This window comes from Mesorhizobium sp. M0768, from assembly GCF_040320195.1.
In the GTDB taxonomy this organism is placed as follows: Bacteria; Pseudomonadota; Alphaproteobacteria; order Rhizobiales; family Rhizobiaceae; genus Mesorhizobium.
Genome location: NZ_JAMYPD010000011.1, coordinates 38,218 through 54,285 on the forward strand (window position 1 = coordinate 38,218; position 16,068 = coordinate 54,285).

16 protein-coding genes are annotated in these 16,068 nt (G+C 63.9%); 11 read left to right on the forward strand and 5 right to left on the reverse strand.

Features of this window, described 5'->3' with window-relative positions; all coding sequences use genetic code 11:
* Positions 1-9: 9 nt before the first annotated feature.
* Positions 10-993 carry a bifunctional riboflavin kinase/FAD synthetase gene (locus NKI08_RS16255; RefSeq protein WP_352541594.1) on the forward strand — a complete coding sequence of 328 codons (984 nt, stop codon included), beginning with the start codon at positions 10-12 and terminating at the stop codon, positions 991-993.
* Positions 994-1,072: 79 nt separating this feature from the next.
* Here NKI08_RS16255 and NKI08_RS16260 read toward each other — a convergent pair whose 3' ends face one another.
* Positions 1,073-1,627, reverse strand: coding sequence for an HdeD family acid-resistance protein (locus tag NKI08_RS16260; protein WP_352474525.1), 555 nt, complete (start codon positions 1,625-1,627; stop codon positions 1,073-1,075).
* Between the two features lie 335 nt (positions 1,628-1,962).
* On the opposite strand from NKI08_RS16260, the gene NKI08_RS16265 reads away from it, so the two are divergent.
* From NKI08_RS16265 to NKI08_RS16275, 3 genes are all read left to right on the forward strand, one after another.
* Positions 1,963-2,241: a hypothetical protein gene (locus tag NKI08_RS16265; RefSeq protein WP_352770834.1), complete on the forward strand. Its 279-nt coding sequence runs from the start codon at positions 1,963-1,965 to the stop codon at positions 2,239-2,241.
* The gene (locus tag NKI08_RS16270; RefSeq protein ID WP_352770836.1) at positions 2,211-3,116 is read left to right on the forward strand and encodes an alpha/beta hydrolase; all 906 of its coding nucleotides are present in this window, start codon (positions 2,211-2,213) and stop codon (positions 3,114-3,116) included. Before NKI08_RS16265 ends, NKI08_RS16270 begins: the two co-directional genes overlap by 31 nt.
* 198 nt (positions 3,117-3,314) lie before the next feature.
* A complete protein-coding gene (locus NKI08_RS16275; protein WP_352770838.1) occupies positions 3,315-4,118 on the forward strand; it encodes a MipA/OmpV family protein in 804 nt (267 codons plus the stop codon).
* A gap of 16 nt (positions 4,119-4,134) precedes the next feature.
* Here the strand turns inward: NKI08_RS16275 and NKI08_RS16280 are convergent, their stop codons facing one another.
* The 3 genes from NKI08_RS16280 to NKI08_RS16290 all read right to left on the reverse strand — a co-directional run bounded on the left by NKI08_RS16280 (position 4,135) and on the right by NKI08_RS16290 (position 5,217).
* Positions 4,135-4,569: an RES family NAD+ phosphorylase gene (locus NKI08_RS16280; RefSeq protein ID WP_254817429.1), complete on the reverse strand. Its 435-nt coding sequence runs from the start codon at positions 4,567-4,569 to the stop codon at positions 4,135-4,137.
* 2 nt (positions 4,570-4,571) lie between these two features.
* The gene (locus tag NKI08_RS16285; protein WP_254817430.1) at positions 4,572-4,946 is read right to left on the reverse strand and encodes an Xre family toxin-antitoxin system antitoxin; all 375 of its coding nucleotides are present in this window, start codon (positions 4,944-4,946) and stop codon (positions 4,572-4,574) included.
* Between the two features lie 85 nt (positions 4,947-5,031).
* On the reverse strand, positions 5,032-5,217 hold the full coding sequence (locus NKI08_RS16290; RefSeq protein ID WP_352474531.1) for a hypothetical protein: 186 nt from the start codon (positions 5,215-5,217) through the stop codon (positions 5,032-5,034).
* 42 nt (positions 5,218-5,259) lie between these two features.
* On the opposite strand from NKI08_RS16290, the gene ileS reads away from it, so the two are divergent.
* Together ileS and NKI08_RS16300 are read left to right on the forward strand one after the other, a co-directional pair.
* Complete coding sequence (gene ileS / locus NKI08_RS16295; RefSeq protein ID WP_352770841.1) at positions 5,260-8,250, forward strand: isoleucine--tRNA ligase; 2,991 nt, start codon at positions 5,260-5,262, stop codon at positions 8,248-8,250.
* A gap of 196 nt (positions 8,251-8,446) precedes the next feature.
* Entirely contained in the window at positions 8,447-9,127 is a 681-nt protein-coding gene (locus NKI08_RS16300) for a hypothetical protein (RefSeq protein ID WP_352770843.1), read from the forward strand.
* Positions 9,128-9,197: 70 nt separating this feature from the next.
* On the opposite strand, the gene NKI08_RS16305 is transcribed toward NKI08_RS16300, so the two are convergent.
* Entirely contained in the window at positions 9,198-9,650 is a 453-nt protein-coding gene (locus tag NKI08_RS16305; RefSeq protein WP_352770845.1) for a nucleoside deaminase, read from the reverse strand.
* Between the two features lie 76 nt (positions 9,651-9,726).
* Between NKI08_RS16305 and NKI08_RS16310 the strand changes: the two genes are divergently transcribed.
* The 5 genes from NKI08_RS16310 to NKI08_RS16330 all read left to right on the forward strand — a co-directional run bounded on the left by NKI08_RS16310 (position 9,727) and on the right by NKI08_RS16330 (position 16,031).
* Positions 9,727-11,625 (forward strand): pseudouridine synthase, encoded by a 1,899-nt coding sequence (locus NKI08_RS16310; protein WP_352770847.1) that lies wholly within the window; start codon positions 9,727-9,729, stop codon positions 11,623-11,625.
* A complete protein-coding gene (rsmD, locus tag NKI08_RS16315) occupies positions 11,606-12,160 on the forward strand; it encodes a 16S rRNA (guanine(966)-N(2))-methyltransferase RsmD (RefSeq protein WP_352475003.1) in 555 nt (184 codons plus the stop codon). Before NKI08_RS16310 ends, rsmD begins: the two co-directional genes overlap by 20 nt.
* 97 nt (positions 12,161-12,257) lie before the next feature.
* Complete coding sequence (locus tag NKI08_RS16320) at positions 12,258-13,622, forward strand: M16 family metallopeptidase (protein ID WP_352770849.1); 1,365 nt, start codon at positions 12,258-12,260, stop codon at positions 13,620-13,622.
* 190 nt (positions 13,623-13,812) lie between these two features.
* The gene (locus tag NKI08_RS16325; protein ID WP_352770990.1) at positions 13,813-15,171 is read left to right on the forward strand and encodes a M16 family metallopeptidase; all 1,359 of its coding nucleotides are present in this window, start codon (positions 13,813-13,815) and stop codon (positions 15,169-15,171) included.
* Positions 15,168-16,031: a patatin-like phospholipase family protein gene (locus tag NKI08_RS16330; protein ID WP_352770851.1), complete on the forward strand. Its 864-nt coding sequence runs from the start codon at positions 15,168-15,170 to the stop codon at positions 16,029-16,031. The genes NKI08_RS16325 and NKI08_RS16330 overlap by 4 nt, the downstream gene beginning before the upstream one ends.
* The last annotated feature ends 37 nt before the right edge of the window (positions 16,032-16,068 follow it).

Below are 16,068 nucleotides of genomic sequence, written 5' to 3' on the forward strand. Positions count from 1 at the left end.
GTTCAAGCCATGACGGCCATGTTCGAACGCATTTCCGCAACCGCACCGCTGCCGGCCCATCTGCGCGGCGGCGTGGTGGCTATCGGCAATTTCGACGGCGTCCACCGCGGCCACCAGGCGGTGCTCGAACGCGCGCGCGCCGAAGCGGAGCGTCGCGGCGTACCCGCCCTGGTGCTGACCTTCGTACCGCATCCGCGAAAGGTGTTCAGGCCGGACATGCCGTTGTTCGTGCTGACGCCGCCGCCGATGAAGGCGCGGCTGTTGTCGCATCTGGGCTTTGCGGCGCTGGTCGAGCAGCCGTTCACACGCGAGTTCGCCGCCTTGTCGGCGGAGGCTTTCGTCACCGGCGTGCTCGAGCGCAATCTCGGCATAAGCCACGCCGTCACCGGCTTCGATTTCCATTTCGGCAAGGACCGCCAGGGCGGCCCGGCCTATCTGATGGCTGCCGGCGAGCGCCACGGCTTCGGCGTCACGCTGGTGGATGCGTTTCGCGACGAAAGCGCCGAGGTGGTGTCGTCGAGCCGCATACGCACGCTGCTGTGCGAGGGCAATGTGGCCGAGGCCGCCGGTTTGCTCGGCTACCGTTTCACCGTCGAGGCGGAGGTGATCGGCGGCCAGCAGCTCGGCCGGACACTCGGCTTTCCGACCGCAAACATGAGGCTTTCGCCGGAAGCCACCCTCAAGGAAGGGATTTATGCCGTCCGCTTCCGCCGCGCCGACGGTTCGCTTCACGATGGCGTCGCCAGCTTCGGCCGCCGGCCGACGGTCGACGACAATGGCGCGCCATTGCTGGAGACCTTCGTCTTCGACTTTTCCGGCGACCTCTACGGCGAGATTTGTGCCGTGTCCTTCTTCGGCTACCTGCGCTCGGAGGTGAGATTCGACGGGCTTGACGCGCTGGTCGCCCAGATGAAGCGTGACGAGGCCGAGGCGAAGGCACTGCTCGCCGGCGTCAGGCCGCTTTCCGGGCTGGACGCGGCCATAGCTTTTTAGAGCATGGTCCCGAACCGAAGGTCAGCGAAGCAAAAAAGTGGGAACCGGTTTTCCGATTAAGATCATGCTCAACCAGAATTTATCTCTTCAGCGCCAAGCCAAGAGCGATGAAGCTCCAACCCTGGAAGATCAGGTCGACGGCCAGGAACAGGCCCAGCACCCACACGCTGTTGACCGGCCAGCCCATGGCGATGACCAGTCCCGCCAGCGCGCTGATGACGCCGGCCGCGACCACCCAGCCCCAGCCGGGCTGTGGCCGGTGGCTGTAGCCGACCCAGGCCCTGAGCACGCCTGAGGCAAGAAGCGCGACCGCCAGGAGGAAGGTCAGCACCGTCGAGGCGAGGACCGGATTGTCGAACGCGAAGAAGCCGGCGACGGCATAGAGGAGGCCGCTGAGCAGCCAATAGAAGAAGCGGCCCCATGTCTTCACACCGAAGGCATGGATGATCTCGACAATGCCGGCCATCAGCATCAGCCAGCCCACGACAAAGACCGAGGCGACGGTTGCGATGAACAGATTGCCGAAGGCAATGCCGCCGAAGACAAGCAGCAGCACCCCGAGCGCGACGAACCATCCCCATTTCGCCCGCGTCTGGCTGATCGCATCTTTCAAGGCATCGCCGTGCAGTGTCATCGCCCTCTCCCTCAAGACTACTTGGCCTTTTTTGTCGGCTTTGAAGGTAACGCCGATGTGCCTTCTCGTAAAGCGAGCAGGCAGTGAGGGTCACACCCAGGCTCGGGCGGTACGCCTGCTTTTGGCAAGAGCAGCCGCTGCGAGTTTATTTCCGTGAAACGTGGGCTTGCGCCCTCAGGCCAAACCGTGGCCACGCCGAGGTTTAGTTGGAGAATAGCTCCTGTCCGCAAAGCGGCCGCAACGTCGAGCTTTGATACCGAGCCAGACCTCCAAACGCCGCGCAACGCCGGTCGCATCCGCATCCGCATGTCACAACCTTGCGTCCGGCATACGAATTGTCCGGCATCGGAATTCCCCCTCTTTTGAACCTTGCATCGTCGAGCAATCGAAAATTGGCTCACACGGCAGCGCACCGCCAATATGGCACGGACGTCGGGCGATTTCTCGCTGATGTTGATCTGGCTGATCGCAAGATGATCGTGGCGCTGGTTCATCGCTATATTTGCAAGCGGGCAATCGGTATCTTGTCGATGACGTTTGGCTGTTCGCCTTTCTCGGCGCTTGGCAAGACTGGGGGAGCAAAATGGGCGATGTGGACGAACACCTCGATCTGACAGAGATCAACGCCGTCCGCAGGCTGTTGACGTCAAAACCACGAACGGTCCGCTGGGACGAACGCCGGGCGCGGCTCGACGAAGTCGGTTCGGTCTGGCCGGTCGCGGAGGACATCCGATGCGAGCGCGTGGTTTTCGATCGCCTTGAGGGAGAGTGGTCCCTGGCGCCTGGGAGTGACAGGGATAAGGTTCTGCTCTTTTTCCACGGTGGTGGCTACTGCTCCGGCTCCCTTAAAAGTCATCGTCGAATGGTTACCGAGGCAGGTCGGGCAATGGGAATACGCACCCTCGCGATCGACTATCGCCGCGCACCGGAACATCCTTTCCCTGCGCAACATGAAGACGCACTCACCGCATGGCGCTTTCTGAGCCGGCAAGGCATCGCGTCGGATCGCATCGTGGTTGGCGGAGACAGTGCGGGCGGCAACCTCACTCTGTGCCTGGTCAGTATATTGCGCACGGCAGGCGAGCCGTTGCCGCAATGTCTTTGGCTGGTTTCGCCCTGGACGGACCTTTCGATGTCCGGCGCGACACTATCAACCAAGGACGCAATCGACCCTATCATCCACCGGGCGTATTTGGAGGAACTGGCAACGGCCTATGTTCCCAATGGCGTTGGTCGGCGCGATCCGCTGATCTCGCCCTTGTTCGCCGATCTGAGCGGATTTCCCCCAATGCTGATACAAGCCGGTTCGGCCGAGACGCTGTTGTCGGACGCAACTCGGCTCGCCGAAGCCGCTGGCGCGGCTGACGTTAAAGTAGGTCTCGAAATTTGGCCGCATATGATTCACGCTTGGCCGGTTTGGAATGCGGGGTTGAGCGCCGGTCGCCGTGCCCTTCACAGCGCAGGCATGTTTGTCCGCGAATGTTTGTAACCCCTGCCGAGCCAACTGCTATCGTATTCCAAACACTTGATCTGGAATCTTGGTGCGCCAAACAATCGACTGCAACGCGGAACAGGCCGGCCAACGCGGCCAATGTTGCGGATATTAAGTCAAATTTTACCGAACTGGCGCCATGGCTTCAGTCAAGGCTGGTTGTATCGGCCAATGCGTTCGACGTATGGAGTAACGATGCGGTCTGTCCCGACGGTCTTGGCCGCATTCATGCTCGGCACCTGCGGCGTTGCCAAGGCCGGCGAGGGCACCTTCGGCTGGCTGTCCGGAGACTGGTACCTGACGGTCGGCGCCACCGGCATGGTTGCTCCGAATTTCGAGGGCGGCAAGAAGTACCTGCTCAGTGCCTCGCCGATCATCTCGCTCGGCAAGGCTGGTCCCGCGGCGCGCTTCACCTCGCGCAACGACAATATTTCATTGGCATTGATCGACGATGGCGGCGTCCGCGCCGGCCTGACAGGCAAGTTCCTGTTTTCCCGCGACGGTGGTGACGCCGACGAATTGAAGGGTCTCGACCCGGTGCGCTGGGGCGGCGAGGCTGGCGGCTTCTTCGAATTCTATCCTTTGGATTGGCTGCGTGCCCGCGCCGAATTGCGGCACGGCATTCGCGCCCATAACGGTTTTGTCGCCGACATCGCCGCCGACGCCTTTTACGATGTGACGCCCGACGTCAGGATTTCGGCCGGACCGCGCGTTTCGTTCGCCTCATCGGACTATTTCGACGCCTATTACGGCGTTGATGCCAAGGAGTCCCTGGCCTCGGGACTTAGCGAATATCATCCCGGCGGCGGGGTGAAGTCGGCGGGCCTGGGCGGCGCGGTGACCTGGAAGGTGACCGAGCCGATGACGGCCAGTCTGTTCGGCGAATATTCCCGCCTGATGGGCCCGGCCGCCGATTCCAGCCTGGTCAAGGAGCGCGGCTCCAGGGAGCAGTTCATGATCGGCGTGTCGACGACCTATCGCTTCGATTTCTCGATGTGAGCGGGCGGGCGTCGGCTCATTTGATCAAACGGCTGTCGAACGGATAATGGTATAGGCCCGCAATCGTAATGCGTGACGCATCGTCATGGGTCGGGTTGAGCAGATAGTTGTTTGCCTTGCGCATTATGATCGAAGGAATTTTCATGAGCGCGTAACGATTGGCCGAGAGAAAGTCCGTGCCCTGTCGCCGTGTTGATTCCATGTCCTTGTCCCAGCCGTCATGGATAACCGGTTCGGTCATTTCTATTCCGTCCGGAACGTCGATTTCGATAAGCTGGTAGGTTTCCGGAACGGTTTCGCGCGTCGCATGCACCAGTATCTCCAGCAGTGCCGTCGAAGGGTGGTCGGTGCAATAGACGATGGGCATTCCGCGCCTGTTCCATCTTCCATCAACGAGCGTTCCGCCACGACCCGAGAGATCCGCGAAATTGGAGATGCGCCAGATGCGCATCGTCAGGCAAGCATGCCAAAGTCGATACGGATAAGCTCTTCGGAAACGACGTGGGCGCCGGTCTCTGTCTCAAGGAGATCGATCGGCCTTGCACCATCCAATGCTATGATCTCGCTTCTCAGCCAACGCTGGGCTTTCTCATGGCTACCGAATACCCGATCCGCCTGCTCGGCGATGCGTTCAAGGCGCAGGGCGCGGTCGGATTCAGCTGGCGAAAGCGGCTCGGCATGTTCCTTGCGACGCGCCAGCGTGCGGCGGGGGGCAACGATACGATAGAGTTCTTCGCTACTGAAACCCAGACTGCGCAGATGATCGATCTTGTCCGTAGGGACGGAAAAGTCGTGTGTTGCGCGAATTGCCCTTGCTGCGACCGACATGAATTGTTTCCTTGGCACTGCAGGCCATTCTGCTTGCCATTTGCCTACAAATGTATGCGCAATTGGCACCTTCCGCAAGGAAGCATCAGAGTTCGGGCTTTTCAATATCGCCTGTCTCGGTTAAAAGCCCAGCCATGACGAGCTTTTCGCGCCTTCTCGCGCCTGCGATACGAATTACAGGCCCGGTGCTCCGGGCGGCCTGACCGCCGCCGGAGCCGCCGGGAATCTTGCGCGCGGCCTCTCGCGCTTTTTCCAGATCATGATAGTTCAACGCCCGGGCTCTTTTGCCGCCGGCAACGCATATGGCAGACGAATGACTGATACCGAGACCGCCGAGACGATCGATTATTCCAAAACGCTCTACCTGCCGCAGACGGATTTCCCGATGCGCGCCGGGTTGCCGGAAAAGGAACCGCTGCTGGTCAAGCGCTGGCAGGACATGGACCTTTACCGCAAGTTGCGCGAAGACGCAGTCGGCCGCGAAAAATACGTGCTGCACGACGGCCCGCCCTACGCCAATGGCAACATCCATATCGGCCACGCACTGAACAAGATCCTCAAGGACGTCATCACCCGCTCGTTCCAGATGCGCGGCTATGACTCGAACTATGTACCAGGCTGGGATTGCCACGGCCTGCCGATCGAATGGAAGATCGAGGAGCAGTACCGCGCCAAGGGCAAGAACAAGGACGAGGTGCCGGTCAACGAGTTCCGGCAGGAATGCCGTGAGTTTGCGGCGCACTGGATCAAGGTGCAGGGTTCCGAATTCCAGCGGCTCGGCGTCGTCGGCGACTTCGACAATCCCTATACGACGATGGCTTTCCATGCCGAGGCGCGCATCGCCGGCGAGCTGCTGAAATTCGCCATGTCCGGCCAGCTCTATCGCGGCTCCAAGCCGGTGATGTGGAGTGTGGTCGAGCGCACCGCGCTGGCCGAGGCGGAGGTCGAATACCAGGACTATGAGTCGGACACGATCTGGGCGAAGTTTCCGGTCGTCAGCCTCGCTCGCCAGGTCATCAACATCAAGGATGGGCAGCCAGCCCTTGATCCCAAGCTGACGCAGACGTCGCTCGATCTGCTTGATGCCAACGTCGTCATCTGGACGACGACGCCGTGGACGATCCCCGGCAACCGCGCCGTCAACTACTCGCCGCGCATCAATTATGGTCTCTACGAGGTTACGGCGGCCGAGAACGCCTTTGGTCCTCAGCCCGGCGAAAAGCTGATCTTTGCCGAGAAGCTTGCGGACGACGCTGCCGCGAAGGCCAAGGTCACTCTGAATCGGCTTCGCAGCGTTGGCGCCGAAGAGCTTGAAAACCTTACGCTTTCGCATCCCCTCAAAGCTCTGGGTGGCGGCTACGATTTCCCCGTGCCGATGCTCGCCGGCGATCACGTCACCGACGATGCCGGCACCGGTTTCGTCCACACCGCGCCGGGACATGGCCGCGAAGACTTCGACGCCTGGATGGATGCTGCCTCTGATCTTCGCCAGCGTGGCATCGACACCGCGATCCCCTTCACCGTCGACGATGCCGGCTTCTTCACCAAGGACGCGCCGGGCTTCGGCCAGGACCGCGAGGGTGGAGCGGCGCGCGTCATCGACGACAATGGCAAGAAGGGCAACGCCAACCAGGCTGTCATCGACGAGCTGATCAAGCGCAACGCGCTGTTCGCGCGCGGCCGCCTGAAGCACTCCTATCCGCATTCCTGGCGCTCGAAGAAGCCGATCATCTTCCGCAACACGCCGCAATGGTTCGTCTATATGGACAAGGAGCTTGGCGACGGCACGACGCTGCGCAGCCGCGCCCTGAAAGCCATCGACGATACCCGCTTCGTGCCCGCCGCCGGCCAGAACCGCATCCGCGCCATGATCGAGGAGCGCCCCGACTGGGTGCTGTCGCGCCAGCGCGCCTGGGGCGTGCCGATCGCCGTCTTTGCCGATGCCGACGGCAATGTGCTGCGCGACGAGGCAGTCAACCTGCGCATCATGGACGCCTTCGAGAAAGAAGGCGCCGACGCCTGGTTCGCCGCCGGCGCCAAGGAGCGGTTCCTCGGCAATCACGATGCCTCGAAATGGCAGCAGGTCATGGACATCCTCGATGTCTGGTTCGATTCAGGCTCGACGCATGCCTTCACGCTTGAGGACCGGCCCGACCTGAAATGGCCGGCCGACGTCTATCTCGAAGGCTCCGACCAGCATCGCGGCTGGTTCCACTCCTCGCTGCTCGAAAGCTGCGGCACCAGGGGCAGGGCGCCCTACGACACCGTCGTCACCCATGGCTTCACCATGGATGAGGAGGGGCGGAAAATGTCGAAGTCGCTCGGCAACACCGTCGTGCCGCAGGACGTCATCAGGCAGTCCGGCGCCGACATCTTGCGGCTGTGGGTGGTGACGACCGATTATTGGGAGGACCAGCGGCTCGGCAAGAACGTGCTGCAGACCAATATCGACGCCTACCGCAAGCTGCGCAACACCATCCGCTGGATGCTGGGCACGCTCGCCCACGACGATGGCGAGGAGGTGCCGCTGGATAGGATGCCTGAACTGGAGCGGCTGATGCTGCACCGGCTCGCTGAACTCGATGAGGTCGTACGCTCGGGCTACGACGCGTTCGAATTCAAGCGCATCACCCGCGCGCTGCTCGACTTCATGGTGGTAGAGCTGTCGGCCTTCTATTTCGACATCCGCAAAGACGCGCTTTACTGCGAAGCGCCTTCCAGCGTGAAGCGCAAGGCTTCCGTGCAGGTGGTGCGCCATCTCTTCGACTGCCTGGTGAAATGGCTGGCGCCGATGCTGCCCTTCACCATGGAAGAGGCTTGGCTCGACCGTCATCCGGATGCGGTCTCCGTGCATCTCGACCAGTTCCCGGAAATCCCGGCGGACTGGAGGAACGAAGCGCTGGCGGAGAAGTGGCGCAAGGTTCGGCAGGTTCGCCGTGTCGTCACCGGGGCGCTGGAAATTGCCCGCGCGCAGAAGGTCATCGGCTCTTCGCTGGAAGCGGTGCCGGTCGTTACCCTCGACGATGCCGTGCTCGAAGCGGCGATCGCCGATGTCGATATGGCCGAGATGGCGATCACCAGCGATCTGGTAATCGTGCACGGCAAGGCGTCGGCGGGCAGCTTTACCCTCGACGACGTCAAGGGCGTCGCCGTGGTCGTCGAGAAGGCGGAGGACCGTGGCCTGGTGAAGTGCGCGCGCTCCTGGCGCTACACCGCCGATGTCGGCTCAGATCCGGAATTCCCGGATGTTTCGGCCCGTGACGCCGCTGTTCTGCATGAGCTGAAGGCTTTGAGCCGTCTTTAAGGCGGTGCACAAATGCCACGGCGGGCGGCCGATCGGCCCCCCGCGCGTTGCCCTTAACGAGTGGTTGAGGTAAACACGCGAAACTCCGGACGACAAATTGTCGCCGGAATTCCGTCGGAAGAGCATAGGCGATGGGGACCGGACCTTTCTTTGGCCGGCGGCAATCGAGAGGCTGTCTACAGTGGGACTTTTTGGCATGACCGAGAGAACTTACGCGCGCGTTGCGCTGCTGGCGCCGCTTGTCGTATCGGGCCTCGCTTTGTCCGGCTGCATGGGCTCGCCCACTTACGGGACCGACAAGACCGCGGGCGCGCAGCTTGCCGGCGACCTCACCGGGGCTTTTTCCTTCGCACCCAAGCGCAAGGATAGTATCGACTACAAGCCGCGCCCCACGCTGGTGAAGCCAGGGCCGGGGCAGAAGGAAGTCTTGCCGCCGCCGCAGGAAAGCATCGAGACGGCGAGTGCCGAATGGCCCGAATCGCCGGAGCAGCGCCGTGCCCGCCTGCGCGCCGATGCCACCCTGCATCAGGACGACCCGGCCTACCAGGCGCAGGTCATCGATGACGTGCAGACGGATCCGGCGTCGGTCAAGGCCGCGCTGAAGCTGTCGGGCTCGAGCCACCCGCCAGCCTGGACTCCGGCCGATTCGGACAAGAGCCGCGCCGCGGAAATCATGCGCCGCCGGGCTGAAGGCAAACAGGGCGACCCGACCACCCGCAGATATCTGAGCGAGCCACCGATGCAATACCGCGCTGCCGCCGCCACCGCGCCGCAGGGTGACCTCGGCGAGGACGAGTACAAGAAGGAACGCCGCCTCAAGAGGGAGGCGGCCGCCAAGAGTAAGAGCGGCGGCATGTTCGACTGGCTGCCCTGGTAGGCTGACGGCGCCAGAGACGTTCTTGCCCTGGATTGGCTGACTTGGATGGACCGTCTGCTGGACCAGAAAATCAGGCTCCGCGTCGCTCGCGAAAAAAGTCCTTCAGCAATGCTGCTGCTGCGTTCTCGGCCATGCCCGGATAGATGTCGGGCACATGGTGGCAGGTCGGTGACGTGAAGAAGCGAACGCCGTTGACCACTGCGCCGCCCTTCTCGTCCGCAGCGCCGAAATAAAGCCGGCGCAGCCTGGCGAAGGAGATGGCGCCGGCACACATGGCGCACGGCTCCAGCGTCACATAGAGATCGTGGCCGCTGAGCCGCTCGCTGGAAAGCTTGCGGCAGGCCTCGCGGATCGCCAGCATCTCGGCATGGGCGGTGGGATCGGCAAACTCGCGGGTGCGGTTGCCGGCACTCGCAACGACCGTATCGCCGCCGACGACGACCGCGCCAACCGGCACCTCGCCACGCTGGGAGGCGGCTTCGGCTTCTTTCAGCGCCAGCGCCATGAAATCCTGCCGCTTCACGCGGTTTCCATTCCGATTATCTCCTCGCCACTAGAGCGCGATCCTGTTACTACCCGCGCAAACGAGCAAAGGCCACATGGACGACAAAAACAAGAAATTCCCGCGCAAGGCCGGCCCGAAGCCGGCAGGGTCGCGTGGTCGCGATAGCGCTCCCGGCAAGGGCGGCAAGCCGCCCTTCGGCGCCAAAAAACCCTACACTCCGCGCGGCGACCGGACGGCGGCCGCCGAAGGCGAACGGCCGAAGCGCGACTTCAAAGGCGGCGACCGGCCATTCAGCAAAGGGCCGCGTCCGGAAGGCAAGCCTTATGAAAAGCGCGAGGGTCCACGCAAGCCTTATGCACCGCGCGGCGACCGGCCGGCAGCTGCCGAAGGCGACCGGCCATTCAGCAAGCGCCCACGACCCGAAGGCACGCCTTATGAAAAGCGCGAAGGTCCGCGCAAGCCTTACACTCCGCGCGGCGACCGGCCGGCAGCTGCCGAAAGCGAGCGCGGCGAGAGGCGCTTCGACCGTCCCAAGCGTGATTTTGGCGATCGTCCCAAGCGTGATTTTGGCGGCGATCGACCGCAAGGGGCACAAAGGGCACAGGTGGCATCGGAAGGCGGCTTCAAGCCGCGCCCGCGTCGCGTCGAGGCAACGGAAGAAGCCGGCGAACGCATTGCCAAGCGGCTGGCGCGTGCCGGCCTGGCCTCGCGCCGCGACGCCGAGGAACTGATTGCGGCCGGCCGGGTCAAGATCAATGGCAAGGTGTTGTCCTCGCCGGCCTTCAACGTCATGCCCGGCGACATCATCCATCTCGACGGCATGGAGATCCCGCCGATCGAGCGCACCAGGCTGTTCCTGTTCCACAAGCCGGCCGGCGTGGTCACGACAAACCGCGATCCCGAAGGCCGCAAGACCGTCTTCGATGTGCTGCCGCCCGGGCTGCCGCGGCTGATGACCATCGGCCGGCTCGACATCAACACCGAAGGCCTGCTGCTGCTCACCAATGATGGTGGCCTGTCGCGCGTGCTCGAACTGCCGGCGACCGGCTGGTTGCGACGCTACCGCGTGCGCGTTCACGGCAAGGTCGAGGAAAGCGCGCTTGCAGGGCTGCGCGAAGGCATTGCCGTCGACGGTGTCTTTTATGGCGCCATCGAGGCGACGCTCGACCGCGAGCAGGGTTCGAACGCCTGGCTGACACTCGGCCTGCGCGAAGGCAAGAACCGCGAGGTCAGGAACATCCTGGGCGCGCTCGGTCTCGACGTGACGCGGCTGATCCGCATTTCCTACGGGCCGTTTCAACTCGACGATTTGCCGGAAGGCCATGTGCTGGAGATCAAGGGCCGCGTGCTGCGCGACCAGCTCGGCGAGCGCCTGGTCGAAGAGTCCGGCGCCAATTTCGATGCCGATATCGCCAAGCCGTTTTCCAACAAGCCGGTCAGGCGTGAGCGCGAGGAGGAGCCCGAGCGGCCGAAATTCACCCGCGACGGCGAACGCCGGCCGATCGGCGAGGGCGGCCTGATCAAGAACCGCAAGCGCCGCGAAGGCAGCCGCGACGAAGCGCTCGGCAAGCTGTCGACAAGCCCTGACAGGAGCTTTGGGCCAAAAAAGAGCTTTGGCGAGCGTGGCCCCAGACCTGAACGCAGCGACTTCGGGGACAAACCCCGCGGCGACAAGCCTCGTGGCGGCTTCGGTGGGAAAAAATCCGAACGCGAGCAGCGGCCGATCGAGCCGCCGGGCCAGCGCAAGGCCAATGTCTGGATGGCGCCGGGCGCACGGCCGATCGGCAAGGGCAGGGCGGAGGCAGACGCCGCCAAGGCGGCGGAAAACAAGGCGCGCAAGGCATCGTTCAAGCCGTCTTACGGCAAGCCCGGCGGCAAGCCGCAAGGCGGCGGTGCAAAGCCGTTCGGCAAACCGCGCGGCGAGCGCCCGGATGGCCGTGGCGACCGGCCGCGCGGCGGCCCGAAGGGAAGCAATGCGGATCGTCGGCGGTGAGTTTCGCGGGCGTCCGCTGGCGACGCCCCGCACCTTTGCCATCCGCCCGACCACCGACCGCACGCGTGAGGCGGTCTTCAACGTGCTGGCGCATCGCTTTCCTGAAAAACTGGACGGCGCGCGCGTGCTCGACCTGTTCGCCGGCACCGGCGCGCTCGGCCTCGAAGCGCTGTCGCGCGGCGCCTCCTACGCTGTCTTCATCGAAGAATCCGCCGAAGGGCGCGGCCTGATCCGCACCAATGTCGAGGCCTTCGGCCTCACCGGCCGCACCAAGATATTCCGCCGCGACGCGACGGGCTTGGGCGAGGCGGGCACCATCGCCGCATTCGGCCTGGTCTTCGCCGATCCGCCCTATGGCAAAGGCCTTGGCGAACGTGCGTTGCGCTCGGCCAAGGCCGGTGGTTGGCTCGCCCCTGGCGCGCTCTGCGTCGTCGAGGAAGCGGCGGCGGCGCCGTTCGAGGCAGGGCCGGGCTTTTCGGTTGTCGACGAGCGCAACTATGGCGAGACGGTCATCCGGTTCATCGAGGCCGCCTGAGTTCGGCTTCCACGGTGGCGCCTTCAAAATGACGAACAATTCGCTTTGCCTCGACCAGCAACCCCGCCTATCGTCCCACCACAAACCGGAGCCATCTATGACATTTCAGGCTGAATGGCTGCGCGGAACGCTCTTGGGACTGGCTCTGGTGATGGCCGCGCCGGCTCTGGCGGATAACAATCCTGACGATGGCGTCGTGACCGATTTCCTGCTCGACAACGGCATGGAGGTCGTCGTCGTCCCCGATCACCGCGCCCCCATCGTCACCCATATGGTCTGGTACAAGATCGGCAGCGCCGACGAGCCGCCGGGCAAGTCCGGCATTGCCCATTTCTTCGAGCATCTGATGTTCAAGGCGACCAGCAACCATGCGGCGGGCGAGCTCGACCGTGCCGTCGCCGCCATCGGCGGCTCGGACAACGCCTTCACCTCCTACGACTACACCGCCTTTCACGAGACGGTGGTGCCTCAGGCGCTCGGTGAGATGATGAGCTTCGAGGCCGACCGCATGCGCAATCTCATCCTCAACGACGACGTCATCAAAACCGAGCGCGACGTCATCCTCGAGGAGCGCCGCTCGCGCATCGATAGCAATCCGCAGGCGGTGCTCGACGAGGAGATCGACGCCACGCTGTGGCAGAACCAGCCGTACCGCATTCCGGTCATCGGCTGGATGCAGGAGATGGAGAAGCTGAACCGCACCGACGCGCTGGCCTTCTACAACAAATATTATACACCCAATAACGCCGTGCTGGTGGTGGCCGGCGATGTCGAGCCGGAAACGGTCAAGGCGCTGGCCGAAAAGACCTATGGCAAGGTCGCGCGCGGCCCGGATCTGCCGCCGCGCATCCGCCCGGTCGAGCCGGAGCAGAACACCAGGCGCACGGTGACGCTGACCGACGGGCGCGTCAGCGTGCCGAGCTTTACCACGCAATGGGTGGTCCCGTCCTATCACACGGCAAAGCCCGGCGAAGCCGAAGCGCTCGACGTGCTGTCCGAAATCCTCGGCGGCGGCAACCGCAGCCGGCTCTACCAGGAGCTTGTCGTCAGGCAAGGCATCGCCGCCGAGGCCGGCGCCTTCTTCCAGGGCACCATGCTCGACGACACCAATTTCACCGTCTACGGCGCGCCGCGCGGCGATGCCAAGCTTGCCGACATCGAGGCCGCGGTCGACGCCGAGATCGCCCGCATCGCGAAAGACGGCGTCACCAGCGACGAGCTGGAAAAATCCAAGGACCGTTTCGTACGCTCGATGATCTTTGCCCGCGACAAGCAGGAGGACATGGCCAACATCTACGGCTCGACGCTCGCCACAGGCGGCAACGTCCAGGACGTCCAGCAATGGCCGGACCGCATCCGCAAGGTCACCGCCGACCAGGTCAAGGAAGTCGCTGCCCGCTATCTCAATCTCGACCACGCAACGACCGGCTATCTTCTGCCGCAAACCCAAGCTGGGAATTGATTTGATGATGAGTTTGAGCGTCGGCGCCGCCCCTCACCTGCCTGCCGGCATCCTCTCCCCGTATACGGACGGGGAGAGGGGCGCCGTCATCGACGGTTTCGCCAATCTTCAGCGTTTGCAGAGCGAGCGCCGGGACAGCGGCCAGCCCCTTCTCCCCGTCACTATACGGGGAGAAGTGCCCGGCAGGGCGATGAGGGGCGGCGCCGACCTTGGCAATTGGCGCGCCGGCCCTCTTCTGGCCACCCTCATTCTCTCCCTCGTCTTTCTCCTCCTGCCGGCGCTTTCCGCTCGCGCCGCCATGAACATCCAGGAGGTGACCTCGTCGAAGGGCATCACCGCCTGGCTGGTGGAGGATTATTCGGTGCCGATCGTCGCTATCCGCTTCGTTTTCGATGGCGGCGCGACGCAGGACCCGCCCGGCAAGGAAGGGCTTGCCAATCTGATGAGCGGCCTGTTCGACGAAGGTGCCGGCAACCTCGACAGCGAGGCCTTCCAGATCAAGCTCGACGACGTCGGTGCAGAGATGAGCTTCGAGGCGCAGCGCGACGGCATCTACGGCTCGATGCGCATGCTGGCCGACCAGCGCGACGGCGCCTTCGACCTGCTGCGCGTGGCGGTCAACCAGCCGCGCTTCGACCAAGTGCCGATCGACCGCATCCGCGCGCAAATCCTGTCCGGCATCATCGCCAACGAGCGTGATCCCGACACGCTCGCCCAACGTAAATGGCTGGAAGCGATCTACGGCAGGCATCCCTATGCGCGGCCCGACCAGGGCACCAGGCAAAGCATCGCGACGATCACGCCGGCCGATCTCGCCGCCTTCCACAAGGCGAATTTCGCCCGCGACGGCCTGCATGTCGCGGTGGTCGGCGCCATCGACGCCGAGACGCTGAAGCAGAAGCTCGACCTGGTGTTCGGCAGCCTGCCGGAAAAGCAGGCGCTGACGCCCGTTCCCGACATCGAGCTGAAGCTCGGCCAGCAGCTCGAGGTCGTTTACGACCAGCCGCAGGCCTCGCTGCAACTCGCCTATCCCGGCGTGAAGCGGAATGCGCCGGATTTTTTCGCCGCGGTGCTGATGAACGAGATCCTCGGCGGCGGCACCTTCACCTCGCGGCTGTTCGACGAGGTGCGCGAGAAGCGCGGTCTGGCCTACAGCGTCAGCTCCGACCTCGTCGACCACCGGCATTCCGAGGCGCTGTCCATCACCACCTCGACCCGCGCCGACAGGGCGGCCGAGACGCTGGCCGTGGTGCGCGACGTGGTCAAGCGCATGGCCGAGGAGGGGCCGACCGAAGCCGAGCTGGCGGCGACCAAGAAATACATGATCGGCGCCTATGCCATAAACAATCTGAATTCCTCCGGCGCGATCGCCTCAACGCTGGTCGAGATCCAGCTCGGCAAGCTCGGCATCGACTACATGCAGCGCCGCGCCGCCCTGATAAACGCGGTGACGCTGGACGAGGTGAAAGCGGTGGCGAAAAAGCTGCTCTCCGCCGAGCCGGCCGTCATGGTGGTCGGGCCGAAGCTCGGCGCGGCCAACAAGGGATGAGCCCTAGCTTCGGCATCGCCTTTGGCGGCGGCGGGGCGCGTGGGCTGGCGCATATCCATGTCATCGAGGCGCTGGACGAGCTGGGCATAAGGCCGGCAGCAATAGCCGGCTCGTCGATCGGCGCCATCATGGGCGCCGGCATGGCCTCGGGCATGACCGGCAAGGACATCCACGACTATACGCGCTCGATCCTCGGCCGCCGCGCCGAAGTGGCGACGCGCATGTGGCGGGCGCGGCCCGGCACTTTTGCCGAGGCGATGCAGGCCGGCCTGCGGGTCAGCCAGTTCAATGTCGAGCGCATCCTCAAGGCGTTCCTGCCCGACGCCATTCCCGAGACCTTCGCCGAATTGAAGATACCGCTGAAGGTGACGGCAACGGACTTTTATGGCCACAAGCTCGCCGTGTTCGACGAAGGCGAGCTGCATTCGGCGCTGGCCGCCTCGGCGGCGATCCCGGCGGTGTTCCGCCCGGTGATGCGCGACGGCAGGCTGCTGATCGACGGCGGCATCTACAATCCCGTGCCGTTCGACCTGATCGAGCTCGACGCCGACATCATCATCGCCGTCGACGTGGTCGGCGCGCCGACTGAGGCCGGCCGCAAATTCCCGACCTCCGTCGACCTGATGTTCGGCGCCACGCAGCTGATGATGCAGTCGATCATCGCCAGCAAGCTGAACCAGAGCCGGCCCGACATTCTGATCCGGCCGGCCGTTTCGAAATACCGGGTGCTCGATTTCATGAAGGTCGAGGCGCTGATGGCAGAGACGGTGGCGATCAAGGACGAGCTGAAGCGCGAGATCGAGAAGGCGCTGAAGGCGCGGGAAGACGCTGCGGTCGAGGGCAGGCAGCGGACGGTGTAGGGGCGCTGCCAATCTCCCCCCTTGAGGGGGAGCGCCG

Bases quoted from the DNA above. Each gene is read 5' to 3' on its own strand.
- NKI08_RS16325 (WP_352770990.1), top strand. From the start codon at position 13,813: ATGAGGGGCGGCGCCGACCTTGGCAATTGGCGCGCCGGCCCTCTTCTG.
- NKI08_RS16255 (WP_352541594.1), top strand. From the start codon at position 10: ATGACGGCCATGTTCGAACGCATTTCCGCAACCGCACCGCTGCCGGCC.
- NKI08_RS16285 (WP_254817430.1), bottom strand. From the start codon at position 4,946: ATGTCGGTCGCAGCAAGGGCAATTCGCGCAACACACGACTTTTCCGTC.
- NKI08_RS16270 (WP_352770836.1), top strand. From the start codon at position 2,211: ATGGGCGATGTGGACGAACACCTCGATCTGACAGAGATCAACGCCGTC.
- ileS (WP_352770841.1), top strand. From the start codon at position 5,260: ATGACTGATACCGAGACCGCCGAGACGATCGATTATTCCAAAACGCTC.
- NKI08_RS16280 (WP_254817429.1), bottom strand. From the start codon at position 4,569: ATGCGCATCTGGCGCATCTCCAATTTCGCGGATCTCTCGGGTCGTGGC.
- NKI08_RS16275 (WP_352770838.1), top strand. From the start codon at position 3,315: ATGCGGTCTGTCCCGACGGTCTTGGCCGCATTCATGCTCGGCACCTGC.
- NKI08_RS16320 (WP_352770849.1), top strand. From the start codon at position 12,258: ATGACATTTCAGGCTGAATGGCTGCGCGGAACGCTCTTGGGACTGGCT.
- NKI08_RS16300 (WP_352770843.1), top strand. From the start codon at position 8,447: ATGACCGAGAGAACTTACGCGCGCGTTGCGCTGCTGGCGCCGCTTGTC.
- NKI08_RS16260 (WP_352474525.1), bottom strand. From the start codon at position 1,627: ATGACACTGCACGGCGATGCCTTGAAAGATGCGATCAGCCAGACGCGG.
- NKI08_RS16310 (WP_352770847.1), top strand. From the start codon at position 9,727: ATGGACGACAAAAACAAGAAATTCCCGCGCAAGGCCGGCCCGAAGCCG.
- NKI08_RS16330 (WP_352770851.1), top strand. From the start codon at position 15,168: ATGAGCCCTAGCTTCGGCATCGCCTTTGGCGGCGGCGGGGCGCGTGGG.
- rsmD (WP_352475003.1), top strand. From the start codon at position 11,606: ATGCGGATCGTCGGCGGTGAGTTTCGCGGGCGTCCGCTGGCGACGCCC.